Raw genomic sequence first — 20,061 nt, 5'->3', positions numbered from 1 at the left:
TTATGCCTGGTTTTAGCATGGCTGACACTAAAGCGCGCAAAACCTGTACAATCTGCGCATTTCCGCGTCGGCGTTGTGCCACGCCTCACTGTCTAGCTATGGGTTCCTTCGTTGATTTCTACTGCCAATATCACCATGCAATTCGGGGCCAAGCCCCTGTTTGAAAACGTCTCAGTCAAATTCAACAACGGCAACCGCTATGGTCTGATCGGTGCCAATGGCTGTGGCAAGTCCACTTTCATGAAGATCCTGGGTGGCGATCTGGAGCCATCCAGCGGGCACGTCATGCTGGAGCCCAATATCCGGCTGGGTAAGCTACGCCAGGATCAGTTCGCTTTTGAGGACTGCACGGTCATCGATACCGTCATCATGGGGCATGAAGAGCTGGCCCAGGTAAAGGCCGAGCGCGACCGCATCTACTCGTTGCCCGAGATGACCGAAGCCGACGGTATGGCCGTGGCGGACCTTGAGGTCCAGTTCGCGGAAATGGACGGCTACACCGCCGATGCCCGTGCCGGTGAACTGCTGATGGGTCTGGATATCCCGATGGAGCAGCACAACGGCCTGATGAGTGCGCTGGCGCCGGGCTGGAAACTGCGGGTGCTGTTAGCCCAGGCGTTGTTTTCCGATCCGGACGTGCTGTTGCTGGACGAGCCCACCAACCACCTGGACATCAATACTATTCGCTGGCTGGAAAGCATTCTGACCGCCCGCAACAGTACCATGGTGATCATTTCCCACGACCGCCACTTTCTGAACAGCGTCTGCACCCACATGGCCGACCTGGACTACGGTGAACTGCGGCTGTTCCCCGGCAACTACGATGAATACATGACCGCAGCGACCCAGGCGCGGGAACGGATGCTGTCGGATAACGCCAAGAAAAAGGCTCAGATAGCCGAATTGCAGACTTTCGTCAGCCGCTTCTCCGCCAACGCCTCCAAGGCCAAGCAGGCTACGTCCCGGGCCCGTCAGATCGACAAGATCCAGCTTGAGGAAGTGAAACCCTCAAGCCGCGTAAGCCCGTTCATCCGGTTCGAGCAAACCAAAAAGCTGCACCGTCAGGCCGTCACCCTGAAAGACCTGACCAAAGGCTTCGACGGGGTAGCGCTGTTCGACAAGCTGAACCTGAAAGTTGAGGCTGGAGAACGGGTCGCGATCCTGGGGCCCAACGGTATCGGTAAAACCACATTGCTGCAGTGCATGGTGGGTAAACTGACGCCGGAAGCCGGGGATGTGAAATGGACCGACAGTGCCCAGGTGGGGTATTTCGCCCAGGATCATACCGACGATTTCGCCAACGAAGCCAACCTTAGCGAGTGGATGGCCCAGTGGACTCAGGGCGGCGAACAAGTGGTGCGCGGCACTCTGGGCCGGATGCTGTTCTCCGGCGACGACATCGAGAAGTCGGTGCGGGTGATTTCCGGGGGTGAGCAGGGCCGTATGTTGTTCGGCAAGCTGATCCTGCAGAAGCCCAACGTGATGTTGATGGACGAGCCCACCAACCACCTGGATATGGAATCCATCGAAGCGCTCAATCTGGCGCTGGAAAACTACCCCGGCACGCTGATCTTTGTCAGTCATGACCGTGAGTTCGTGTCGTCGCTGGCAACCCGGATCATCGAACTGAAGGCGGACGGCGTGACCGACTTCAGCGGCAGCTACGACGATTACCTGCGCAGTCAGGGCTACATCTAAGTGCCTGCTTAAGCGTCTCGATGAACGCTTGTTACGATGCCCGGCGGCTGGCCGGGCATCGTGGGCTCAGGCTTCAGCGGACGCCAGTGTTTTCAGCGATTCCGCTTCAATAAAGACCCTCTTCACGCTCGGGTAGGCGTGTTTGATCCGGGCGTCCAGATCGGCCACCACCTGTTCGATTCGGACGGCGGTCATGGCGGGCGAAAAACCCACGCTGACATTGACCAGAATGAAATCCGGCCCCATGTGCATGGTTAACAGCTCGTTGACACGGTCAATTTGCGCGGTTTCGGCGGTGATCTTCCGGATCCCGGCCACCACCGACTGATTGGCGGCCTCGCCAATCAACAACCCCTTGGTTTCATAGGCCAGCCAGATCGCGGTGCCACCCAGTATCAGGCCGATGATGACCGACGCCAGACCATCGAGCCAGAGCAGACCGGTCTGGTCAGCCAGAAATATCCCCAGCATCGCCACCAGCATGCCAATCATGGCAGCGGAATCCTCGAACAGCACCACGAACATGGTGGGGTCCTTGCCGCGCTGCACCGCCTCCAGATAGCCCCACTTGCCTTTGGAACGGGAGAATTCGGTGAAGGCAAAATACCAGGCCGCACCTTCAAACAGAATGCCCAGCGACAGCACGATGTAATTGATAGTGGGGTCATTGATGGGCGACGGCGCAATGATGTGAGTGACACCTTCATAAATGGAAATCCCCGATCCAACAGCAAAAATCAGGATCGCCACCACAAAACTCCAGAAATACACCTCCTTGCCGTGACCAAAGGGAAAGCGTTCGTCCGCTGGTTTGGCACCGCGTTTGAGCCCGTACAGCAGCAAAATCTGATTGCCGGTGTCCACCAGCGAGTGCACGCCCTCGGAAAACATGGCGGAACTGCCGGTGGTGACGGCGGCAAAGAATTTGGTACAGGCAATCAGGAAATTGCCTGCCAGGGCAGCGAAGATTACTTTTTTATTGGAACCGGCCATGGCGGGCCTCTCATTGGCGAGTAAAACGGGCTGTACCACAGTGCCCTGGGCACGAGGCTCAGGAGTGGGACAGGCTATGCACCATAGCGCCGGTGTCCGCTGTTTTCAATTCATGGAGGTGCCTGACCGGGCGCCGATGGTGCCGAGGCATGGGTCGGGCGTTGACGGCGGTCAGCGATTCATTGGCGGGTGACGGTTTCGATGTAGTGAGCCAGGGCCTGGATCTGCTGCTCGGACAAGGAGTCGCCAAACGCCGGCATCACCCCGACGCCACCCCTGACTGCTGAGACCACCTGGTCTGCAGTGGGTTGCAGCTGATCCAGGTTGGGGCCGATCTCACCGGCGGCGCCGGCGTCCTCTAACGTGTGGCAAATGGTGCAGGAAGGCTGCGCCTGCTCCTGGAATACCTTTTTACCGGTGGCCAGCAAGTCCTCCGCCAGCAGGGAACTGGATGCGACGGCTCCACAAGCCATTGCCAACATCACGCGAAGCTTCATAGTGGCTCCTTTCGACAAAGCCGGCCGCAGCGGCGCGTTGTCGCCAACCGCTGCAGTCGGCCGCTGTAGTCAACGGCTGTAGTCAACAGGCCTCAGCCAACGGTGACCGTTACGCCATGGTCGCGCCAACTGGTGTTGCCGTAGCCGCGCTCGTTGTCGGTCCGATCCGCTGGTTGGCTTTGACCATCGCTGTCGGTGGCCCGACTGACGATGCGGTACTCACCGGCTGTCAGGTCTGTCGCCAAGACAAAGGGCCGCCAGGCATAGCGACCCATGTCAGGCCCCAGGAAGCGGGCGGTTTTCCAGGTTTTGCCGCCATCGGTGGAGACCTCCACCTTGGCGACCGGCTTGGTGCCGCCGAAGGCGACGCCGTAAATCATGTTGCGGCCTTTGTGGGTGGTCGTCAGCGGTGCCGTTACCCAGGATTTGACCGGCATTTCCCACATTGAGGGTTGATCCGGTGCGCCTTTTTCCCCCACCGGCCGGATACGATAACCGGAGGCCTGGATTTTGGCGTCGGTTTGGCCCTCGGTAAAGCCGACGTGTTTGACGTATTTGATGTTATTCACCCCGAAGTAACCCGCTACCACCAAACGCAGCGGACCGCCATTGGCAACGGGCAAGGGTTCGTCGTTCATTTCCCACGCCAGCAGAGTCTGATCGAGTGCCTCAACCGGGATGGAGCGCTCTACCACCATCGTCTTTGGGTCCAGACCATCGGGCAGCGATTCCCCGCCGGTGCCGGTAATGTAATTCATCCCGGCTTTAACGCCACCCAGCGTGGCCACGAGGTCGCGCAGGGGCACACCGGTCCACACCACACAGCCGGCGGCCCCGGTGCCCCACTGTGTGCCACTGGGTCCATGCGTAAAAAAGGCGCGGCCATTACCCGAGCACTGCAAAACCGCGGTCACTGTTTCCACGCCGATGGTTTTCAAGTCCGCAATGGTCAAGGTTTGGGGGTTGTTAACACCGTCTACGGACACTTGCCAGGCATCCCGGTCCATCACGATCTGATCGCTCGGCGCCGGCAGGTTGTTGCGCACATACAGGGCATCGCTCGGAGTAACGACGCCACTGCCAATCGCGCCGCGTTTGGTTTCCAGGGTGTTGGCGCTGTGAACAATCAGCGCGCTGGCGTCTTTCCAGCGCGCGTAGTCCGGTAATGTTTTGGCTTCTTCGGCTCTCGTCAGAGGCACCAGCCCCAGTAGCGAAACCGATGCCATGGCACCGGCGCTCCCAACCAGCAGACGGCGCCGGGTCAGATTGGGGGAATCGGGGTGAGGGGTGTTGTGCGATGTGGTCATGAGCTATCTCCTTGCTGTTGTTATCCTAGCCGTCCGATCTGACTGCCCGGGCTTTGGCGTGACGTAACACTCCTTCAATTAGTTTAGGCGTTGATCAAAATATAGCCATATCGGGGCGGTCGGTTAGGGCCAGAATCCGGCTTTCCGGCACCAGAACAACCGTGAAAATGGCTTGAGCGGACGCGCTGTAACGCCCGCGAAGGTCTGAAGGCACCCATAACCGCCATCAGGCAAAACTCAGTGGGGCGAGGTTGTTGAGAGCGGAGGTGGGGTGGCGTCCGATCGGTCTGGCGCCTCGGCGCCGAACTGCAGCTCGGCCAACCGGGCGTAGAGGGCATTCGACTGAATCAGGTCCTGATGACGGCCTTCGTCCAGTAACAGGCCGTGGTCGATGACCGCGATCCGGTCGGCGTGCTTGACCGTGGCGAGCCGGTGCGCGATCACCAGCGTGGTCCGGTTGGCCATCAACTCCGGCAGGGCTTGTTGTATCAGGTGTTCACTTTGCGCATCCAGTGCGCTGGTGGCTTCGTCCAGCAATAAAATCGGGGCGTCGACCAGCAACGCCCGGGCAATCGCCAGCCGTTGTTTCTGACCGCCAGACAGGCCGAGCCCGGCGTCACCCAAACGGGTGTCATAACCCTGGGGCATTGCCCGGATGAACTCGTCGGCGTGGGCGACCTTGGCGGCGGCCTCAACCTCGGCCAGGCCGGCGGTTGGACGGCCGTAGCGAATGTTATCCGCGACCGTGCCATAAAACAGCGCCGGATTTTGCGACACCAGGGCAAAACTGCGTCGCAAGTCGGCGGGATCAAGCTGACGGATATCGACACCATCGACGGTAATGCGACCGGTTTGGGGGTCAAAGAACCTCAGCAACAAGTCGAACAGAGTCGATTTGCCGGCTCCGGACGGCCCCACCAACGCCAAGGTCTCGCCGGGCTGCACGTCCAGCGTCAGGTGATGGATGACGGTGGCATCCGGTCGGCCGGGGTACGCGAAGCTCAAGTCCTCAAACCGGATCCGGCCGGCCACGTTTGCGGGCAATTGCTGCTGCCCGGTGGCCGGTGGTGTGATCTCGCTGTCGGTCTGTAACAGTTCAACGATGCGCGCCGCGGCTCCGGCGGCGCGTTGCAGTTCACCAATCACTTCGCTCAGCGAGCCGACCGATGACCCAACGATCAAGCTGTAGAAGACAAACGCCGCGAGTTCACCGCCACTGATACGGCCGGCGATCACATCCAGCCCGCCGACCCAGAGCATGACGCCGACGGCCCCAAGAATCAGCACGATCACCACCGCGATGAGCCAGGCCCGCTGCTTGATCCGGTGTTTGGCCACCGCGAACGCCTGCTCCACCACACCGGCAAAGCGGGCCTGATCCTCGGCTTGGTGGTTATACGCCTGAACCGTTTTGATTTGGCCAAGAATTTCGCCCACATAGCTGCCAACGTCGGCGATACGGTCCTGACTGAGGCGGGACAGACTGCGCACCCGGCGGCCAAAAATCAAGATCGGGGCCACCACCAATGGCACCGCCAGCATGACAATGGCCGTGAGTTTGGGATTGGTGATGAACAGCAGAATGATGCCGCCAATCAGCATCACTACGTTGCGCAATGCGACCGACACGGTCGAACCGATCACCGACTGCAGCACGGTGGTGTCTGTGGTCAGGCGGGACTGGATCTCAAGCCCACGATTGGTCTCGAAGAAGCCCGGGTGCAGGGTGATCAGGTGATCGAACACTTGCTTGCGAATATCGGCCACCACCCGTTCGCCAATCCAGGACACCAGATAAAAGCGGGCAAACGTGCCGATGGCCAGGCCCAGAATCAGTACAAAAAACAACGTGACGGATTGGTTGAGCAACTCGGGTGACCGGGTCACGAAGCCCTGGTCCACCAGTAATCGAATACCCTGGCCCAGCGACAGGGTAATGCCGGCGGTGAAGATGAGAGCAACCATGGCACCCATCACGGGACGCCAGTATGGCAGGACAAAGTGGGAAATCATGGCAAACGCCTGTCGGCGTTCGCGGGTGGAACTGGCGATCATAGGGTGTCCGATTGGCGTGGGTGGAAAGCACGGCATAAACAGCACCGGCTTAAATAGTCTCATTCCGGTGCAGCGCTTACCAGTCCAGCAAACCTTGCCTGAGCTGTTCCCAGACCTCGATGGCGGCGGCCAGATCTTCCAGCGATGCGCCTACGGATTTGAACACCGTTATCGCGTCCGGCCCGGAACGTCCCGGGTGGTGGCCACGAATCAGTTCGGCCAGGTCCGCGCGAATATCGGCCCTGGTAAAGGCGCCCTCCTCCATGGCCTGCAAGAGATCCCCGCCTTCCCCCAGGGCACCGGCGTAGGTGTCCACGAACACCTCGCTGTGTTGAAAACACTCGGCATCGGTTTCCCGCATGGATGGCTTAAAGGCACCCACCAGGTCCAGATGGGTGCCGGGTTTCAGCGCCTTGCCATGGACCAGAGCCGTGGTCGAGAGGGTGGCGCAGCTGACAATGTCGGCCTCCGACACGGCGGCGTCCAGATCGGTGACCGCGGCGCAATCAAAGCGATCGGCAAACGCCGAGGCCAGGGCAGCCGCTTTGTCCGGGTTGCGGCCCCAGACCCGGACCCGTGTGATGGGGCGCACGGCGGCATGGGCCTCGATCAGCATCGGTGCCAGTTTGCCGGTGCCCACCACCAGCAGGCTGCCGGCATCGGTCCGGGCCAGCGTGCGGGCGGCCAGGGCCGACGCGGCGGCGGTCCGGCGTCGGGTCAGTTCGCTGCCATCAATGCACGCCAGGGGTTGGCCGTGAGCGCCGTCACTGAGCAAATAGACCCCGGAAATGGCGGGCAGACCAACGTCAGCGTTCTGGGGGAAGACATTCACCATCTTCATGCCGATGTAACCACTGGCTTCCCAGGCGGGCATGAGCAACATGGTGGCATCGCCGTCGGGGCGGTGCAGGGTGTGGTGATGGCGCGGTGGCGATTCGACCCCATCGCGGAAGGTATTGGCCAGGCGCGCGATGAGCGTTGACCAGGGTAACGAGGCGGCCACCTCTTGAGCAGAAACGATGCGCATGATGAACGTCCAGACTTTTGGGCTGCGGTGTGTTCAATCTGTGTAGCCCATACAACATGAACCGAGGCGGCGGGGAATACAATGATAAGTATGGTTAAAGGTCTGAGGCCGAGTCCTGCTCAACGGAGCCCTTTGTCAGGTTGTCGAGCGACCAGGCGCCCATGCCAAAAAAGGTGAGGCGCCCGGTGAGCGAGCGTTTCGTGCCTCGACCGGCCGCCTAAACGTGTGCCGGCATCGCCGGATGTTAACAACTCAGGCGCACTTCTCGGCCAAGGCCAGTTGTTGGCACAATGGGCAGTCGGGCAGCCGGCATGTATTGATGAAATGCTCGGCTATGGCCCGTGCTTCGTCCCGGTCCCGGTTGGCAAGACTCCCACTGCAGATTTCCACATGTCGAAACAGCCCTTCAATCGCTTCCAGTCGGTTGGTGAAGGGGCCGTGCTCCGGTATCTCGCGGGTTCGAACAAACCATTTGCCCTGGCGCCTGATCAGACGATTTTTGATGTCATCGAGTCCATACAATGCACTGGCCACAACCATGATGCAGCTCCTTATATGCGGGGTGTCCGGCTCAACCCTGTGACAGTTGAGCCGGCGAATACGAGCGTGTTGCTAATCCAGAGGCCCGGGATTAACGGACGCCGTCGCGGCGCAGGGCAGCCGGCGTATACTCGCGGGAGTTTCTCTCCGAGCCGTACACATAGGGCTCATCCTCTTCGTTGGTCAGGCCCATCAGCAAGTACCGGCCCGACATCAGGTCATACAGGGATTCAACGGCGTACGCGGGGAGGTTGACGTCGTATATCTGCATGGCATGGGCTTCGGCGACACGCCACAGGTTGCCGCGGCCGTCGTAATGGTCCACCACTGCAATCTGCCAGGTATCTTCGTCGAGGTAGAAATCGCGCTTGCCGTACACGTGGCGATCGCCGTCCTTCAGGGTAGCGGTCACATGCCACACTCGGTGCAATTCGTACCGCGTCAGATCCTGGTCAATATGCCCGGGTTTGACGATATCGTCGTAGCTCAACTCAGCGCTGGCCAGTCGATACGAGTTGTAGGGGATGTACAGCTCTTTCTTCCCTTTCAGTTCCCATGTATAGCGGTCGGGCGCGCCATTGAAGAGGTCCAGATTATCCGAGGTACGTTGGCCATCGGCGGCGGTGCCAGGGCCATCGTAGGAGACGTTTGGTGCCCGGCGGACGCGACGTTGGCCGGAGTTATAAAGCCAGGCGCGACGGGGCTCCTTGACCTGATTGATGGTTTCATGGACCAGCAGGACATTGCCTGCCAGGCGGGACGGTGCGGTGATGGCCTGCTTGAAATAGAACATCACGTTCGGGTCCTCGCTAGGGTCAAAGTCCGTGAGGGCGACGCGCTCGGTAAAGGACTCGGTGAATCTGACCGGGCTAAAATCACCATTGGGTTGGGGTGTGACCTGGGCTACATGGCGAGTAAAGGAACCGCCGCGGTAACGGGTAATGTGATTGAAAATTACCTCCAGACCGTTTTTCGGAATCGGAAAAGGTGTCGCGGTCTTATAATTTGTCAGACCATTGCCACTCTCAACCAATTCCACTTGTGTGGCATTTTTCCTGGTATTTTGCTGCACATCTTTAGGGTAAGTGCCGGACCGCCGAGTCTGGAAGACAGGGATAAAATAGTCGTCATACGTTTTAATCGTAGCGATCTGACCGGGCGTAAGCTTGTCGGCGTATTGGTCAACGTTACTTTGATCGATACGAAACAGCTCTTTATCTTCGGGGAATGGATCAATATAGCGACCGTCTCCCTGGTAAGCATCAGGCGCCTGCACCAGACCGCCGTCCCATGCTGGAATTTCATCGCCGTTGCCGGCTTTAAGCGCCCCGACGGGGGTTAGTGTGTCACCTAACTTGGCGGCCTCCTGCTCGGAGACGGCTGCTGTTACAGGTGTGGATAACAGCAGCGAGCAGGCGAGAGCGAAATACACATTCGATGGTGGTTTTATCATGGTTAGGTTCTCCTTTGTTGCTTTAAGCTCGAATCAGAATGAATAAGAAACGGACGCCGCGACGAAGTCGCGGTCATTGATGACGTTGTAATCCCCGCCAAAATAATTGGTGTAACTGAGCGATGCCTTGTAGGCATTTTGGTAGGTCGCATCGAGCGCCAAGCCAACCGACTTATTCCCCTCGTTAAAATTGCCACCAGGGTCCGGGGCATAGCCTTTAACGTCATGGCTCAGAAACAGCTTGGGGCGCAGGTTGACGCCAGCGATCGCATTCGGATAATCCCAAACGAACAGAGTGCGATAGCCCCAGGAAAAGGATGTGGTGAAGCCGTCACCAGTGCAGTTACTGGCATTGATGTTCAGGCGCGGGTCACTGTCCGTGCCCTGGCTGCAGAAATCACCGGAAAAGTTGCTTCCGTCCAGCGGTACCGTGCCCACTCCGTATATTCCGGAGCGGCCATAACGGGCCTCGGACTTACCGGGCAGATCGTGGATGTAGGTTGCGCCCACTTCCGCAACAATGATGAAGCGGGCAGCCCCCATTACCCGGTCAATGAAGTGAATAAACGTGGCCTGAGCCTGCGAGACGTTGTAGCGATCGTAGCCCTCGATCGCTTTGCCCGCGTAGTTGTAATCAGGGTTGTTCTGGCGCTGGCGCTGTTCAAGTTTGCTCACAACCTGACCGTCAGGTCCGCGCTGCTGGAGGCCACCATAGATCAGTTCAAAGGTGTTCCACTGGATCGGCATGTTCGGGCGGAAGCTGTACTCGGCCCCGAATGAGGTTCCGGTGGGTAGAGTGGTGTTGATACTGACACCATAAAGATCGATATCCCCAGGGTACTCAATAAAATAACTCGGGAACCGGGAGTTAGGTTCGTTCGGGTCGCTTTTTTGATTGGGCTCCGGGTCAGAGGGGTTGTTGACCACACCACTGATATACGGGAGCCGGCTGTGGTAGCGGGTGTAGTAAAACCCGAGTTCCGCGTCCAGTTCCGTGACATACCAGCGCAGCGCGGCACCGAACTGGTCCTTGTCCCCTGGTTCCTTGTCGCCCAGCCGGGGTGACACGAAACCCTCCTCGAAGGCTTGGGAATCTGGCACCTGGCCGGCTAAAAGGACCGGACCACAACCGTCGGCGGCCACATCGGCCGATGAGAAAAAAGTACCGCAGTCGTCAATCTTGAAACTGTTCCAGTCTGTCTGTACGAAGGCTTCCAGTGTGACTTCCGAAGTCAGCCCTACTGAGGTGTAGAGCATTTCAACCGGCAGCAGGACGTCTTTTAACTCAGCACCAGGGGCCCGAAAAGCAGGCACATCGATCGGGTTGATGGCGTTGATGCCACCGAGAATGAACGTGCTTTCACCCCAGTTGACGACTTGACGGCCATAACGGATCGACACCGGCGTATCGCCAAAAATCCAGTCAGTGAAGACATAGGCGTCAAGCAGGTCCACGCCCGAGGCGTTGTCCCTGGCTTCGTCATTCAGTTCCCGGCGTTGCCCCACGGGATCGACAGCGCGGTCGTTGTTTTTAAGTTCGTAGTCGTAGTAGTAAGTGCCGCGGACCAATGCGCCGATGCGAGTCAGTGTGTCACTGTCGGGCGAATAATCCAGAAACAGTTCGCTGCGGCCCCGCAGGATTTGCGAGTAGGGTTCGTTCTTCTCGAAGTTGAGGTTACCGTCGTCAAAATTGTTGGACGACGCCCCCGTGTTGCTGAAGGCAAATTCCGGACCCAGGTTGCCCTGTGAGATCAGGTCCGGATCCTGATCTTCCAGACGGTAGCCAATACCGGCGGTCAGGGTAGTGGAGAACGACGCATCAATTTCATAAATGTCGAAGTCGAAGGCCGCAACCGGTGTGCACAGGCACGCTGAACCGATGGCCATGGCGAAGTGACGCGGCCTCATTTTAAGTTTGTTTGTTATTAACATTGGAAATGACTCCACATTATTTGGACATGACTTCCCCATTGGATGGAATGCATCCGTCACTATTCAGGGGTATGCGCTTGGGTATCAGGGGCGCGCGCTCGCAAGACGAACGCGCGCTTTAATCCGGTTACAGTGCCAGCGGGAGGTCGCCACCCGTGCCGCCGTCACCGCCATTAGCGGGCGCGGGGTCTGCACCGGCATCGGTGTTGCCGTCAGCGGTGCAATCTGTGCCGCTGGTGTCTGCGTCTTTGACAACGCATGGGTTGACCACTGACACCGTGCCATCGGTGAACAGCGTCAGCATTTGCGCGGTCATCTCGTCAAAGACGGCCCGTGATGAGAAAGCGTCGGCGTCTTTCTGACCGGCGGAGACCGGATTGCCGTGCGAGCCTTCCAGATAACGGGTGATAAGCGGCAGTCCTTCGGTACCCAAGGGGGTGGACTCGGCGCCCATTCCAGCGGCGAAGGGATCGGTACCCGCCAGGGGTGCATTCTCGCCGGCAATCACAAACCCGGTGTCAGGCAACGTGGTGTCCAGAGGACCAAGCGGGTAAAGCTCCTGGTCGGCGGAATTAGGTACCGTGTTGTCGGTAGGACGGTCGGGGTCACCCTCCACGCCAGCGATTTCCGTCAGCAAGGTATTGGTGCCTGCATAGAAGCCGGCAAAGGCAACCGGATCCACCGAGTCAAGCTGGCTCTGCAAGACACTGAAATAAATATTCAACTCCGTGCGGCCCTGGGCCAGCAATCCGTCAGAGGCGGTGTCGAGACCCGGTAGCAAACGAGGTGCGACCGATGGGGAGTTCTCAATCAGCCGCGTGAACTGGCCGCCGGTGTTGAAGAAATTGGAGGCAGTGACGGTGTTCAGGCGGGTGTTGCCTGCCGCGATCGCCTCATTGTTGACGTGCGGGAATGCGGCGCCTCCCATGCCACTGAGTGAGTGACTCAGAAAGTAGACCCGGCTGGGGTCAATCGTCAGGTTCTGGGCACAATTCCCCGTCGTCTGACAGTCGGCGATGGCGGTTTCGATGGCTTGCAGTGAGGCATTCACATTCAGCAAATCGAGCGTACCCTGGCGCATATTGTCCCGGGTATTGGCGTAGTTGGCGAAATTCAGGAACAGACTGCCGGATTCGGGGTTCGTTAATGCCGCCGCAGGGGTCGCAGAGAGATCGGCGTTGGCGGAGAAGCCAAAGTGCCGCTCGGTGGCATCCATCGATGCGCCGCTTTGGTCGCTGATGGGGGTCAGACCCACCAGACCCTGACCGAAAATGCCGTGCAAAGGTTGATCAATGCCGATGGTCACAAAACAATCGTAGGTGTTGTTGGGGTCGGCACACGATAAACCGGCCGCCGTGGCCATGGGCAGAATGGCGGAGCGGTCTGTGGTGACCGCGTGCTGATAAATGATGACCGGGAAGCCATTGATTGGTGCCTGGGCCTGAATCAGCAGCTGATCGGTATCCGGTGCAGCGATCACAATGGGCACCTTGGTATCGACCGTTTTGCCCGCAAATGGGAAGCGATAGGTAATGCGATTTGACGGCGCATCAGCCAGAGCTGCATCGGTTGAGAAATCCGCCGGGCGCCAGCTTTCGGATTGGATCAATGCCCCATCACTGTCCGCAGGCACTGTCTGAAAATAGGGCAGAGTAATTTCACCTTCGTAGACATGGATGTTCAGCGGGGTACCACCGACATCCTGTGCCAGCGCCGGGTTGATGTCGCCGCCGTCACGTTGGCTGAATACGCTGACGCTCCGAGGTTTGGGTGTGTCGACAATGGCTTGCGCTGAGGAGGCCAGCGCTTGGGCCGCAGGCTCAACGTCCGCCACTGTATCGACGGCAAGCGCGGTGGCCGTTTGCAGAATGTGGGCGATTCGGCGGTCGGTGTCGGTATCGCCGACCAGGTCGTCGTACCCCAGGGTCATGGCAGCCGCCTGAGCATCGCTGATGACCTGGGCGAGACTGGCGTCATATAAGCGGAAACCGGTGTCGGTCAGGACATTGAAAATCTCGCTGTTGATGTTCTGTTCGTCGACAGTCGAACCGCCATCCAGCGGTTGTTGAGTCAGGTTGTAGAAACCGCTGATCAACTGGCCAATGGCCGCCTGCCTGGCTTCGATCTGCAAACTGGACCGGAAGAAGGTAATGGGTGCAGCATTGGCCAGCAACACGTCATCGATGGCGGTGGTGGTGATCGTGGTAGAAAAGGTGACGTCGTTAAAGTCCGAGGGGAAGTCGGCAGACTCTGAAAATTGACGTTTGAAATCGAAGTAATCGGTTGCCAGCCTGCGAGCCGGTACAAGCGCATCGCGAAAGGGCTGGAAGGCCGCATTGGAGAGCGTTCGATCCGGATGACCAACGGTTTGGTAGGTGGGTGACCCAACCAGCGGCTGGCCCTGGGCATCAACAATGGCGTTGGTGAGTGCCAGGGCGTACTGCGTTTTTTCTGCCAATGGCGCCAGTGGCAGTAAACGGATCATGTTGCTTTGACCGCCATCTATATCAAGCACTTCAACCCGAATTTTTTCTTCCAGCAGTGCACCGAAGATGACATCGGCTTCCGCTGTGCTGCCCGTCTCCTGGAGTGCCAGGGCGCGACGATACTGGTTAGCGGGCGTGAGTCCGGCCACTTCGTTACTGGATTGTTGAAGACTGTCTCCGCTGGCGTATTCAAGCGGAATCAGGAAAATATTCTGATCCGGATTCGGCACCACGACGCCATCGACGGCAATGAAGTCACGCGCATCCAATACCTGCTCACTGCTCAGGCTGGCGCTGATCTTGACATCAATCGGCGCCAGGACGGAGTTGCCGTCAAGGAAGCCGATGCCGGTCGTCACGGGGTTGGCCGGATCGCTGCCATTGAGCATGGTGCCATCGTTGATTTCGTTTAAATAGAACAGTGCATCACTGGGAATCGGAAATTGAGTTTTGAGTGGCGCAAATAGAGGGTGCGTACCTCGCTCGATCGTTGAGCCGGCCACTACATAGTCCGGGTTTGCATTTTTTTGCGTCTGACTGCTGCTGTCGAGACAGCCGGCTAAGCCGAGGGACGTTGCGGTGACGGCAACCAAGAGTATCTGGCGCTTAAACATGATGTATCCTCTTCTGGTTTTTGTAATGCGACACAGCCTGTGTCTTTGCGGCTAACACGTATGTCTAATGGCCTTGGTTCCAAATTTTTTTATGGAAAAAGGAAAGAAAGTTGGTCGAATGGCGCTAACTAATTCTTATATATAGGGAAAGTTATCAATTTTGAAAATGCGCTGAGGCTACGTTTAGGCGGCCACCACTGGTAACATGCTGTGCAGATGACTGGATAATCGTGTCCGACGCAGTGCCATCGACTTACCGAGGAAATTCGATTGACCTTGTTGCCCTTCCGACCATCCCGGACCAAGCGCTTTGAGCGCCTTGTCCAGCCTAACCTGAGATTGTTGTACCAATTCGCGTACCGTCTTACCGGTCAGCAGCAGGATGCGGAAGATCTGGTGCAGGATGTCGTTGTAAAACTGTTCCCACGGCTCGACGAGCTGGAAGGTGTTGAGCAGCTCAGGCCCTGGCTGAACCGAGTGCTGTATCGCCATTTTGTGGATTTAACCCGCAAGCAGGCGCGGCGACGAGAAGTCAATGCCGGCACATTGGTGAGTGCGGATCGAGAGACCTCGTTTATGGAGTCCTTGGGTGAGGCCGGTCCGGACGCCTCGGCAGGCATAGACCAGATGCAGTTAAAAGAAACACTGAACCGACTTCTGGGCGATTTGTCGCCCGATCAACGCACGTTGATATTGCTGCACGACGCCGATGGCTGGCGTCAGGAAGATATTGCCCACGTACTCGACGTGCCGGTTGGCACGGTAAAATCAAGACTGCATCGGAGCAGGGCTCTGTTACGCGAGCGACTTCAAAAAGAAATGGAACCTTTTTAACTGCGACAGCGTTTAGAGTAAGAGGTAGGTGCCATGAACTGTCATCAGTTTCGTGAAGACATTGAGATTCTGAACCAGGACGACGCTTCGTCTGGTTTGGAAAATAAACTGAAAGCGCACGCGGCCGAATGCCGCGAGTGTGCGTTGCTATGGCAAGAACAACGTCAACTGCGGGATCTGTTTGGTGCCCAGGCCATTCCTGAGCCGAGTCCCGATTTTGAGTTCCGGGTTTTGCAGGCAGCAACCATGAGCCAGGGGGCAGTCGGTCGCCGAGCCTGGGCGTTTCCTGCTATGGGAGCGGCGGTCGCCGCGATTTTGGCCTTGGGTGTTTATATTGGCCTGCACCTCGGCCCGAATAGCAATCTGGAAACCGTTCCGGAAATCGCCGCCACGAGCGCACAGCCCGGAACCGACGATGCCCACGTGGAGTCTGGGCTCCAGACGGTTAAACTGGCGTTCAACTCCCGGCAGGCAATGGACGGCGTCACGTTAACGCTGGAGTTACCCGCGAATGTTGAACTGGCCCCATTTCCGGGGCGCCGCAATGTGAGCTGGAAAGTGAATCTAAAGCAGGGCGATAACGTGCTGGCCCTGCCGCTCAATGTTTTATTTCCAGGATCTGGAACGCTGGTAGCCCACCTGGACGATGGGTCCAAGCGAAAGACGTTCCGCACGGCCATCAGCAGGAACAAGGAGCCTTCATCATGATCAAAGCCAGTGCTACCAAAAGCGTCGCGTTATCGGTCACCGTTATTGTGTTGCTTTCAACTTGCGGCACCGCGGCGGCCGAGGAAGATCTTGGTGTCACCATGAGGATGGTGGCGGACGACGAGGCTCTGAACGAGACCTTCGTCCAGCAACTTGAATTGCCGTCGTCTTTGGACGAATCACCGGAGTCTGTGAGCGTTGACGAATTGAATGCCGGAGATATCATTGATGATGCCCGGAGTCTCGAAGAGTCCGTTGCTGAACAGGCGCGAGAGTCGCGGGATGCTCTTAATGTAGAGTTGCCGGGTGAACTGTCCGACGAACTTGAAATCAGCCAGCCGGGCTTGGATGTTCCTAGCTTGGAGAGTCCGGATCTGGCGTTGCCGGGTACGGGCGAGATTGATTTGCAGATTCTCGAGTCCGAGTCGCTCAAACCGAAGGCCACTGAACTTCAATGAGGGGTTATCCGGTCAAGGGCGCGCCAACCACTCATCCATTCAGTTGATTTTTCCACGCCATTACACTGCTATACTCAGCGGTTCTAATAATAGCCGTCCCTGACCGGTGTCTCCGATGAGAGAGGAATATCTCCTCAGGCGCTGTTGCCGCCGCGGGGCTTGCCTGTTTCAGGAGCCAGCTTTTGCCCAGGTTTTTGCATGTAACCCTCGTAGTGATCACCTTTTGGTTAGTGCCTGGTGCGGATGCTCACAGTGCGCCTGCCAATGGGCAGAATTTCTTCAAGGCCGGCATTGAGGCGTTCAATCGGGGTGATCTTCAACAGGCGCGTGACTATCTTGAGGCTGCAGACGGACTGGGTCTGGATTCGAAAGCACTTACCTACAACCTTGGCGTCGTCTATTTCCAACTCAAACAGTACGACAAGGCCGCTGCCACTTTCCAACGGTTGATGGGTTCCAGGCAGGAAGCGCTGGCCTTCTACAATATTGGTCTGGTAGCACTGGCGCAACAAGACCTGCCGAGAGCGGATCGTGCCTTTCAGCGTGTGCTCATGGCCAATCCAGAGCCGAAACTCGAAACTCTGGCTAGGACTCAGCTGAAGCGTCTTGATGTTAAATTAGCCGAGCCGCGCCCGCCACAACGCTGGATCGGTCTGGCTTCGGTCAATGCAGGCTATGAAGATAATATTGCACTGTTCCCGGACAGCGCCGCCACGGCTATTGAGGGTGGGTTCCTGGAAAGTGTCGGCGCTGTCTCCGGCCTGATCTACGGTAGCCGCAAGGCAGGCTTTCGCCAGGACGTAAAACTGTATGCCCGTCACTACCCCGCAGACAGTGATTTTGATACACAAATAATCCAGGCGGAGACTGGCTGGGTTCAGCAAACCGGTTTCGGGCGGATTCATGCCGGCCTTGGTGGTGACTACATTTGGCTTGGGGGCAAAACGCGTGAGGGCCGTGCGCGGTTGGTTTTCGGACTCAAGCGCCAGGACTGCCTGGGGTTAGCAAACTCTGAGCGCTGCCGTGTTGAGGGTGAAGTTAAACAGATTTATCCGCAACCCGAATGGGAGGCATACCGTGGTCAACAGTACCAAGTCGATGCGCGTTACCAAGCGTCCGCCTCGGGTTGGACGGGCTCGCTGCGCTATCGCGTTGTGTACGATGACCGGAAAAACCTCGATACTGGGCGCGAGTATTTCAGTGTCTCGCCCTTACGGCAGGGGGTGAAGGCCAAACTCGAATTTGCCGTCACACCCCAATTAACACTGACATCGGCAGCCGAGGTTCGATACAGCTATTATCGAACGCCTCACCGCCTCCAGGTCCCGGATGGCGTGCTTATCATCAGACGGGAGGACACCCGTTACGACCTTTCGCTGGGGGCGTCCTATGCCGTCAGCAAAACAGTCGCCATGCTCATTGAGGCGAATCAAGCCGACAACGACAGTAATATTGAGCGTTACCAATACGGGCGTCACAGTGTTACCGCGGGTGTTACGGTCCGATTTTAAAGATTTACCAGCGCAATACCCAAGCGCCGGATACGGCCGCGCCGACCGACTTGCCCCTCGGTCGCGGCCAGCCCGTTTTGGCTCAATCCTCAGCGTTTGCGAGTAACCCGTTCCAGCTCACCAATGATCCCGCGTCGGAACACCAACACGCAGACCACAAAGATGGTGCCCAGGATGACCTGCACCCATGACCCGAACGAGCCCAGCTCATGGCTGAGTGCGGCCACAGTAATGGCCCCGACCACCGGACCGAATACAGTTCCAAGACCGCCCACGAGCGTCATCAGGATGACTTCGCCAGAGGTTTGCCAGTGTGCGGTTGTCAGCGAGGCAAACTGGAAGACCACGGCTTTGGTGGCGCCGGCCAGCCCCGCCAGGGTTGCGGAGATGACAAACGCCAGCAGTTTAAAGCGGTCAACGTCGTAACCCAGCGACAATGCCCGGTCCTCATTCTCACGAATGGCTTGCAGCACCTCACCAAATGGCGAGTGAATGGTGCGGTAAATCAAGCCAAAGCCGATCAGGAAAATGACGAAAACGAAGTAGTACATGATCAACGGGTTGCCGAGGTCCAAAAAGCCCAGCAATTGGCCTCGTGGAATGCCCTGGAGGCCGTTTTCGCCACCGGTAAAGGGCAGTTGCAGGGCCATGAAGTAGATGATCTGCGCCAGTGCCAGGGTCACCATGGCAAAGTAAATGCCCTGACGGCGGATGGCGAGGTAGCCAAACGCTGCTCCCAGTACCATGGCAAAGACGGTGCCGGTCAAAATGCCCGCCAGTGGCGGAAAGCCCCAGGCCTTGATCACATGGCCGGCAATGTAGGCGGCACCGCCAAAAAAGGCAGCATGGCCAAACGACAGCAGACCGGCGTAACCCAGCAGCAGGTTGAAGGCGCAAGCAAACAGCGCAAAACACAGCAGGTCCATGACAAACACCGGGTACGCATAGAACGGTGCCGTCATACCGGCAATCAGCATAAAAATAAATAGGACACGGTTCATCATGATGGGCTCACTTCTCCTTGCCAAACAGTCCGGCGGGCCGGAACAGCAGCACCAGCACCATCAGGAAAAAAATGACCGTGCTGGCGGCGGGTGGGTAAATCACTTTGGTCAGCCCCTCAACCAGACCGAGGGCCAGGCCAGAGAGAATGGCCCCCATAATCGAGCCCATACCACCAATGACCACCACCGCGAATACCACGATGATCAAATCGGCGCCCATCAGGGGGCTGACCGAATAGATCGGTGCCGCCAGGACCCCGGCGAGACCTGCCAGGCCACAACCGAAACCGAAAGTCAGGGTGATCATCAATGGCACATTGAGCCCAAAGGCTTGTGTCAGTTGGGGGTTTTCGACGCCGGCGCGCAGCCGGGAGCCCAACTTGGTGTGCTCAATGAAGTACCAAGTTGTGAAGCAGACCACGAGGGAGAACACAATGGCAAACAACCGGTACGTAGGAAAGTACATAAAACCCAGATTCACGACACCGCTCAGGGCATCGGGCTGGCCGGGATAAGGTGTCCCGGAGACGTTGAAATAGTTGGAAAACAGGCCCTGAAGAATCAGGGTAATACCGAAGGTCAGTAGCAAACCGTAAATATGATCAAGTTTGTAGAGCCGCTTCAGCATGGTGCGCTCGATCAGGATACCGAGTCCCCCGACCACCAGTGGTGCCAGAATCAGTGACGGCCAGAACCCGACTTCCAGACCGATGCCAAACCATTGGTCAAGGTAGGAGTAGCCGACCAGCGCGATAAAAGCGCCCAGCATATACATCGCCCCATGAGCGAAATTGATAATGTTGAGCAGCCCGAATATCACCGCCAAACCAAGACTCAGCATGGCGTAGAACACTCCAGCATTGAGCCCCAGCAGCGCTTGGGCCAGGATGACCTGGATCGACACGTCGATTACTCCTTACCGCCGGATGAAACTTAGGCCTCCA

General features: G+C 57.9%; 16 protein-coding genes. 5 read left to right on the top strand and 11 right to left on the bottom strand.

Annotated elements, in window-relative coordinates:
* Positions 1-111: 111 nt before the first annotated feature.
* Positions 112-1,698, top strand: coding sequence for an ABC-F family ATPase (locus GRX64_RS10810; protein WP_166267009.1), 1,587 nt, complete (start codon positions 112-114; stop codon positions 1,696-1,698).
* A gap of 66 nt (positions 1,699-1,764) precedes the next feature.
* On the opposite strand, the gene GRX64_RS10805 is transcribed toward GRX64_RS10810, so the two are convergent.
* The 9 genes from GRX64_RS10805 to GRX64_RS10765 all read right to left on the bottom strand — a co-directional run bounded on the left by GRX64_RS10805 (position 1,765) and on the right by GRX64_RS10765 (position 14,602).
* Positions 1,765-2,691 carry a cation diffusion facilitator family transporter gene (locus GRX64_RS10805; protein ID WP_166267007.1) on the bottom strand — a complete coding sequence of 309 codons (927 nt, stop codon included), beginning with the start codon at positions 2,689-2,691 and terminating at the stop codon, positions 1,765-1,767.
* A 179-nt stretch (positions 2,692-2,870) separates the two neighbouring features.
* The gene (gene sorU / locus GRX64_RS10800) at positions 2,871-3,188 is read right to left on the bottom strand and encodes a SorU family sulfite dehydrogenase c-type cytochrome subunit (RefSeq protein WP_166267005.1); all 318 of its coding nucleotides are present in this window, start codon (positions 3,186-3,188) and stop codon (positions 2,871-2,873) included.
* Positions 3,189-3,280: 92 nt separating this feature from the next.
* On the bottom strand, positions 3,281-4,495 hold the full coding sequence (sorT, locus tag GRX64_RS10795) for a SorT family sulfite dehydrogenase catalytic subunit (protein ID WP_166267003.1): 1,215 nt from the start codon (positions 4,493-4,495) through the stop codon (positions 3,281-3,283).
* 237 nt (positions 4,496-4,732) lie between these two features.
* Complete coding sequence (locus GRX64_RS10790; RefSeq protein ID WP_166267001.1) at positions 4,733-6,550, bottom strand: ABC transporter transmembrane domain-containing protein; 1,818 nt, start codon at positions 6,548-6,550, stop codon at positions 4,733-4,735.
* A gap of 76 nt (positions 6,551-6,626) precedes the next feature.
* Positions 6,627-7,577, bottom strand: a complete 951-nt coding sequence (gene lhpI / locus GRX64_RS10785) for a bifunctional Delta(1)-pyrroline-2-carboxylate/Delta(1)-piperideine-2-carboxylate reductase (RefSeq protein WP_166267000.1) — start codon at positions 7,575-7,577, stop codon at positions 6,627-6,629.
* Between the two features lie 252 nt (positions 7,578-7,829).
* Entirely contained in the window at positions 7,830-8,117 is a 288-nt protein-coding gene (locus tag GRX64_RS10780) for a DUF6316 family protein (RefSeq protein WP_166266998.1), read from the bottom strand.
* Positions 8,118-8,208: 91 nt separating this feature from the next.
* Positions 8,209-9,570, bottom strand: a complete 1,362-nt coding sequence (locus tag GRX64_RS10775) for a DUF1329 domain-containing protein (RefSeq protein ID WP_166266996.1) — start codon at positions 9,568-9,570, stop codon at positions 8,209-8,211.
* A gap of 33 nt (positions 9,571-9,603) precedes the next feature.
* Positions 9,604-11,502 carry a DUF1302 domain-containing protein gene (locus GRX64_RS10770; RefSeq protein ID WP_166266994.1) on the bottom strand — a complete coding sequence of 633 codons (1,899 nt, stop codon included), beginning with the start codon at positions 11,500-11,502 and terminating at the stop codon, positions 9,604-9,606.
* Between the two features lie 127 nt (positions 11,503-11,629).
* Complete coding sequence (locus GRX64_RS10765; protein WP_166266992.1) at positions 11,630-14,602, bottom strand: hypothetical protein; 2,973 nt, start codon at positions 14,600-14,602, stop codon at positions 11,630-11,632.
* A gap of 270 nt (positions 14,603-14,872) precedes the next feature.
* Here GRX64_RS10765 and GRX64_RS10760 point away from each other — a divergent pair, with 270 nt between their 5' ends.
* The 4 genes from GRX64_RS10760 to GRX64_RS10745 all read left to right on the top strand — a co-directional run bounded on the left by GRX64_RS10760 (position 14,873) and on the right by GRX64_RS10745 (position 18,113).
* On the top strand, positions 14,873-15,436 hold the full coding sequence (locus GRX64_RS10760) for an RNA polymerase sigma factor (RefSeq protein WP_166266990.1): 564 nt from the start codon (positions 14,873-14,875) through the stop codon (positions 15,434-15,436).
* Positions 15,437-15,469: 33 nt separating this feature from the next.
* On the top strand, positions 15,470-16,144 hold the full coding sequence (locus GRX64_RS10755; RefSeq protein ID WP_166266988.1) for an anti-sigma factor family protein: 675 nt from the start codon (positions 15,470-15,472) through the stop codon (positions 16,142-16,144).
* Positions 16,141-16,602 carry a hypothetical protein gene (locus tag GRX64_RS10750; RefSeq protein ID WP_166266986.1) on the top strand — a complete coding sequence of 154 codons (462 nt, stop codon included), beginning with the start codon at positions 16,141-16,143 and terminating at the stop codon, positions 16,600-16,602. The genes GRX64_RS10755 and GRX64_RS10750 overlap by 4 nt, the downstream gene beginning before the upstream one ends.
* 182 nt (positions 16,603-16,784) lie before the next feature.
* The gene (locus GRX64_RS10745) at positions 16,785-18,113 is read left to right on the top strand and encodes a tetratricopeptide repeat protein (RefSeq protein WP_166266984.1); all 1,329 of its coding nucleotides are present in this window, start codon (positions 16,785-16,787) and stop codon (positions 18,111-18,113) included.
* An 89-nt stretch (positions 18,114-18,202) separates the two neighbouring features.
* On the opposite strand, the gene GRX64_RS10740 is transcribed toward GRX64_RS10745, so the two are convergent.
* Together GRX64_RS10740 and GRX64_RS10735 are read right to left on the bottom strand one after the other, a co-directional pair.
* Positions 18,203-19,117 (bottom strand): branched-chain amino acid ABC transporter permease, encoded by a 915-nt coding sequence (locus tag GRX64_RS10740; protein WP_166266982.1) that lies wholly within the window; start codon positions 19,115-19,117, stop codon positions 18,203-18,205.
* Positions 19,118-19,124: 7 nt separating this feature from the next.
* Complete coding sequence (locus GRX64_RS10735; RefSeq protein ID WP_166266980.1) at positions 19,125-20,021, bottom strand: branched-chain amino acid ABC transporter permease; 897 nt, start codon at positions 20,019-20,021, stop codon at positions 19,125-19,127.
* Positions 20,022-20,061 lie beyond the last annotated feature (40 nt).

This window comes from Marinobacter caseinilyticus (genome assembly GCF_011074955.1).
Taxonomy (GTDB): Bacteria; Pseudomonadota; Gammaproteobacteria; order Pseudomonadales; family Oleiphilaceae; genus Marinobacter; species Marinobacter caseinilyticus.
Note: the sequence above shows the minus strand (reverse complement) of the source record. Positions and strands in the feature narration are given on the sequence as shown.

What these genes read in the sequence shown, in the direction of transcription:
- sorU (WP_166267005.1), bottom strand. Translation starts at nt 3,188, where the DNA reads ATGAAGCTTCGCGTGATGTTGGCAATGGCTTGTGGAGCCGTCGCATCC.
- GRX64_RS10755 (WP_166266988.1), top strand. Translation starts at nt 15,470, where the DNA reads ATGAACTGTCATCAGTTTCGTGAAGACATTGAGATTCTGAACCAGGAC.
- GRX64_RS10740 (WP_166266982.1), bottom strand. Translation starts at nt 19,117, where the DNA reads ATGATGAACCGTGTCCTATTTATTTTTATGCTGATTGCCGGTATGACG.
- GRX64_RS10765 (WP_166266992.1), bottom strand. Translation starts at nt 14,602, where the DNA reads ATGTTTAAGCGCCAGATACTCTTGGTTGCCGTCACCGCAACGTCCCTC.
- sorT (WP_166267003.1), bottom strand. Translation starts at nt 4,495, where the DNA reads ATGACCACATCGCACAACACCCCTCACCCCGATTCCCCCAATCTGACC.
- GRX64_RS10790 (WP_166267001.1), bottom strand. Translation starts at nt 6,550, where the DNA reads ATGATCGCCAGTTCCACCCGCGAACGCCGACAGGCGTTTGCCATGATT.
- GRX64_RS10770 (WP_166266994.1), bottom strand. Translation starts at nt 11,502, where the DNA reads ATGTTAATAACAAACAAACTTAAAATGAGGCCGCGTCACTTCGCCATG.
- GRX64_RS10805 (WP_166267007.1), bottom strand. Translation starts at nt 2,691, where the DNA reads ATGGCCGGTTCCAATAAAAAAGTAATCTTCGCTGCCCTGGCAGGCAAT.
- GRX64_RS10750 (WP_166266986.1), top strand. Translation starts at nt 16,141, where the DNA reads ATGATCAAAGCCAGTGCTACCAAAAGCGTCGCGTTATCGGTCACCGTT.
- lhpI (WP_166267000.1), bottom strand. Translation starts at nt 7,577, where the DNA reads ATGCGCATCGTTTCTGCTCAAGAGGTGGCCGCCTCGTTACCCTGGTCA.
- GRX64_RS10775 (WP_166266996.1), bottom strand. Translation starts at nt 9,570, where the DNA reads ATGATAAAACCACCATCGAATGTGTATTTCGCTCTCGCCTGCTCGCTG.
- GRX64_RS10780 (WP_166266998.1), bottom strand. Translation starts at nt 8,117, where the DNA reads ATGGTTGTGGCCAGTGCATTGTATGGACTCGATGACATCAAAAATCGT.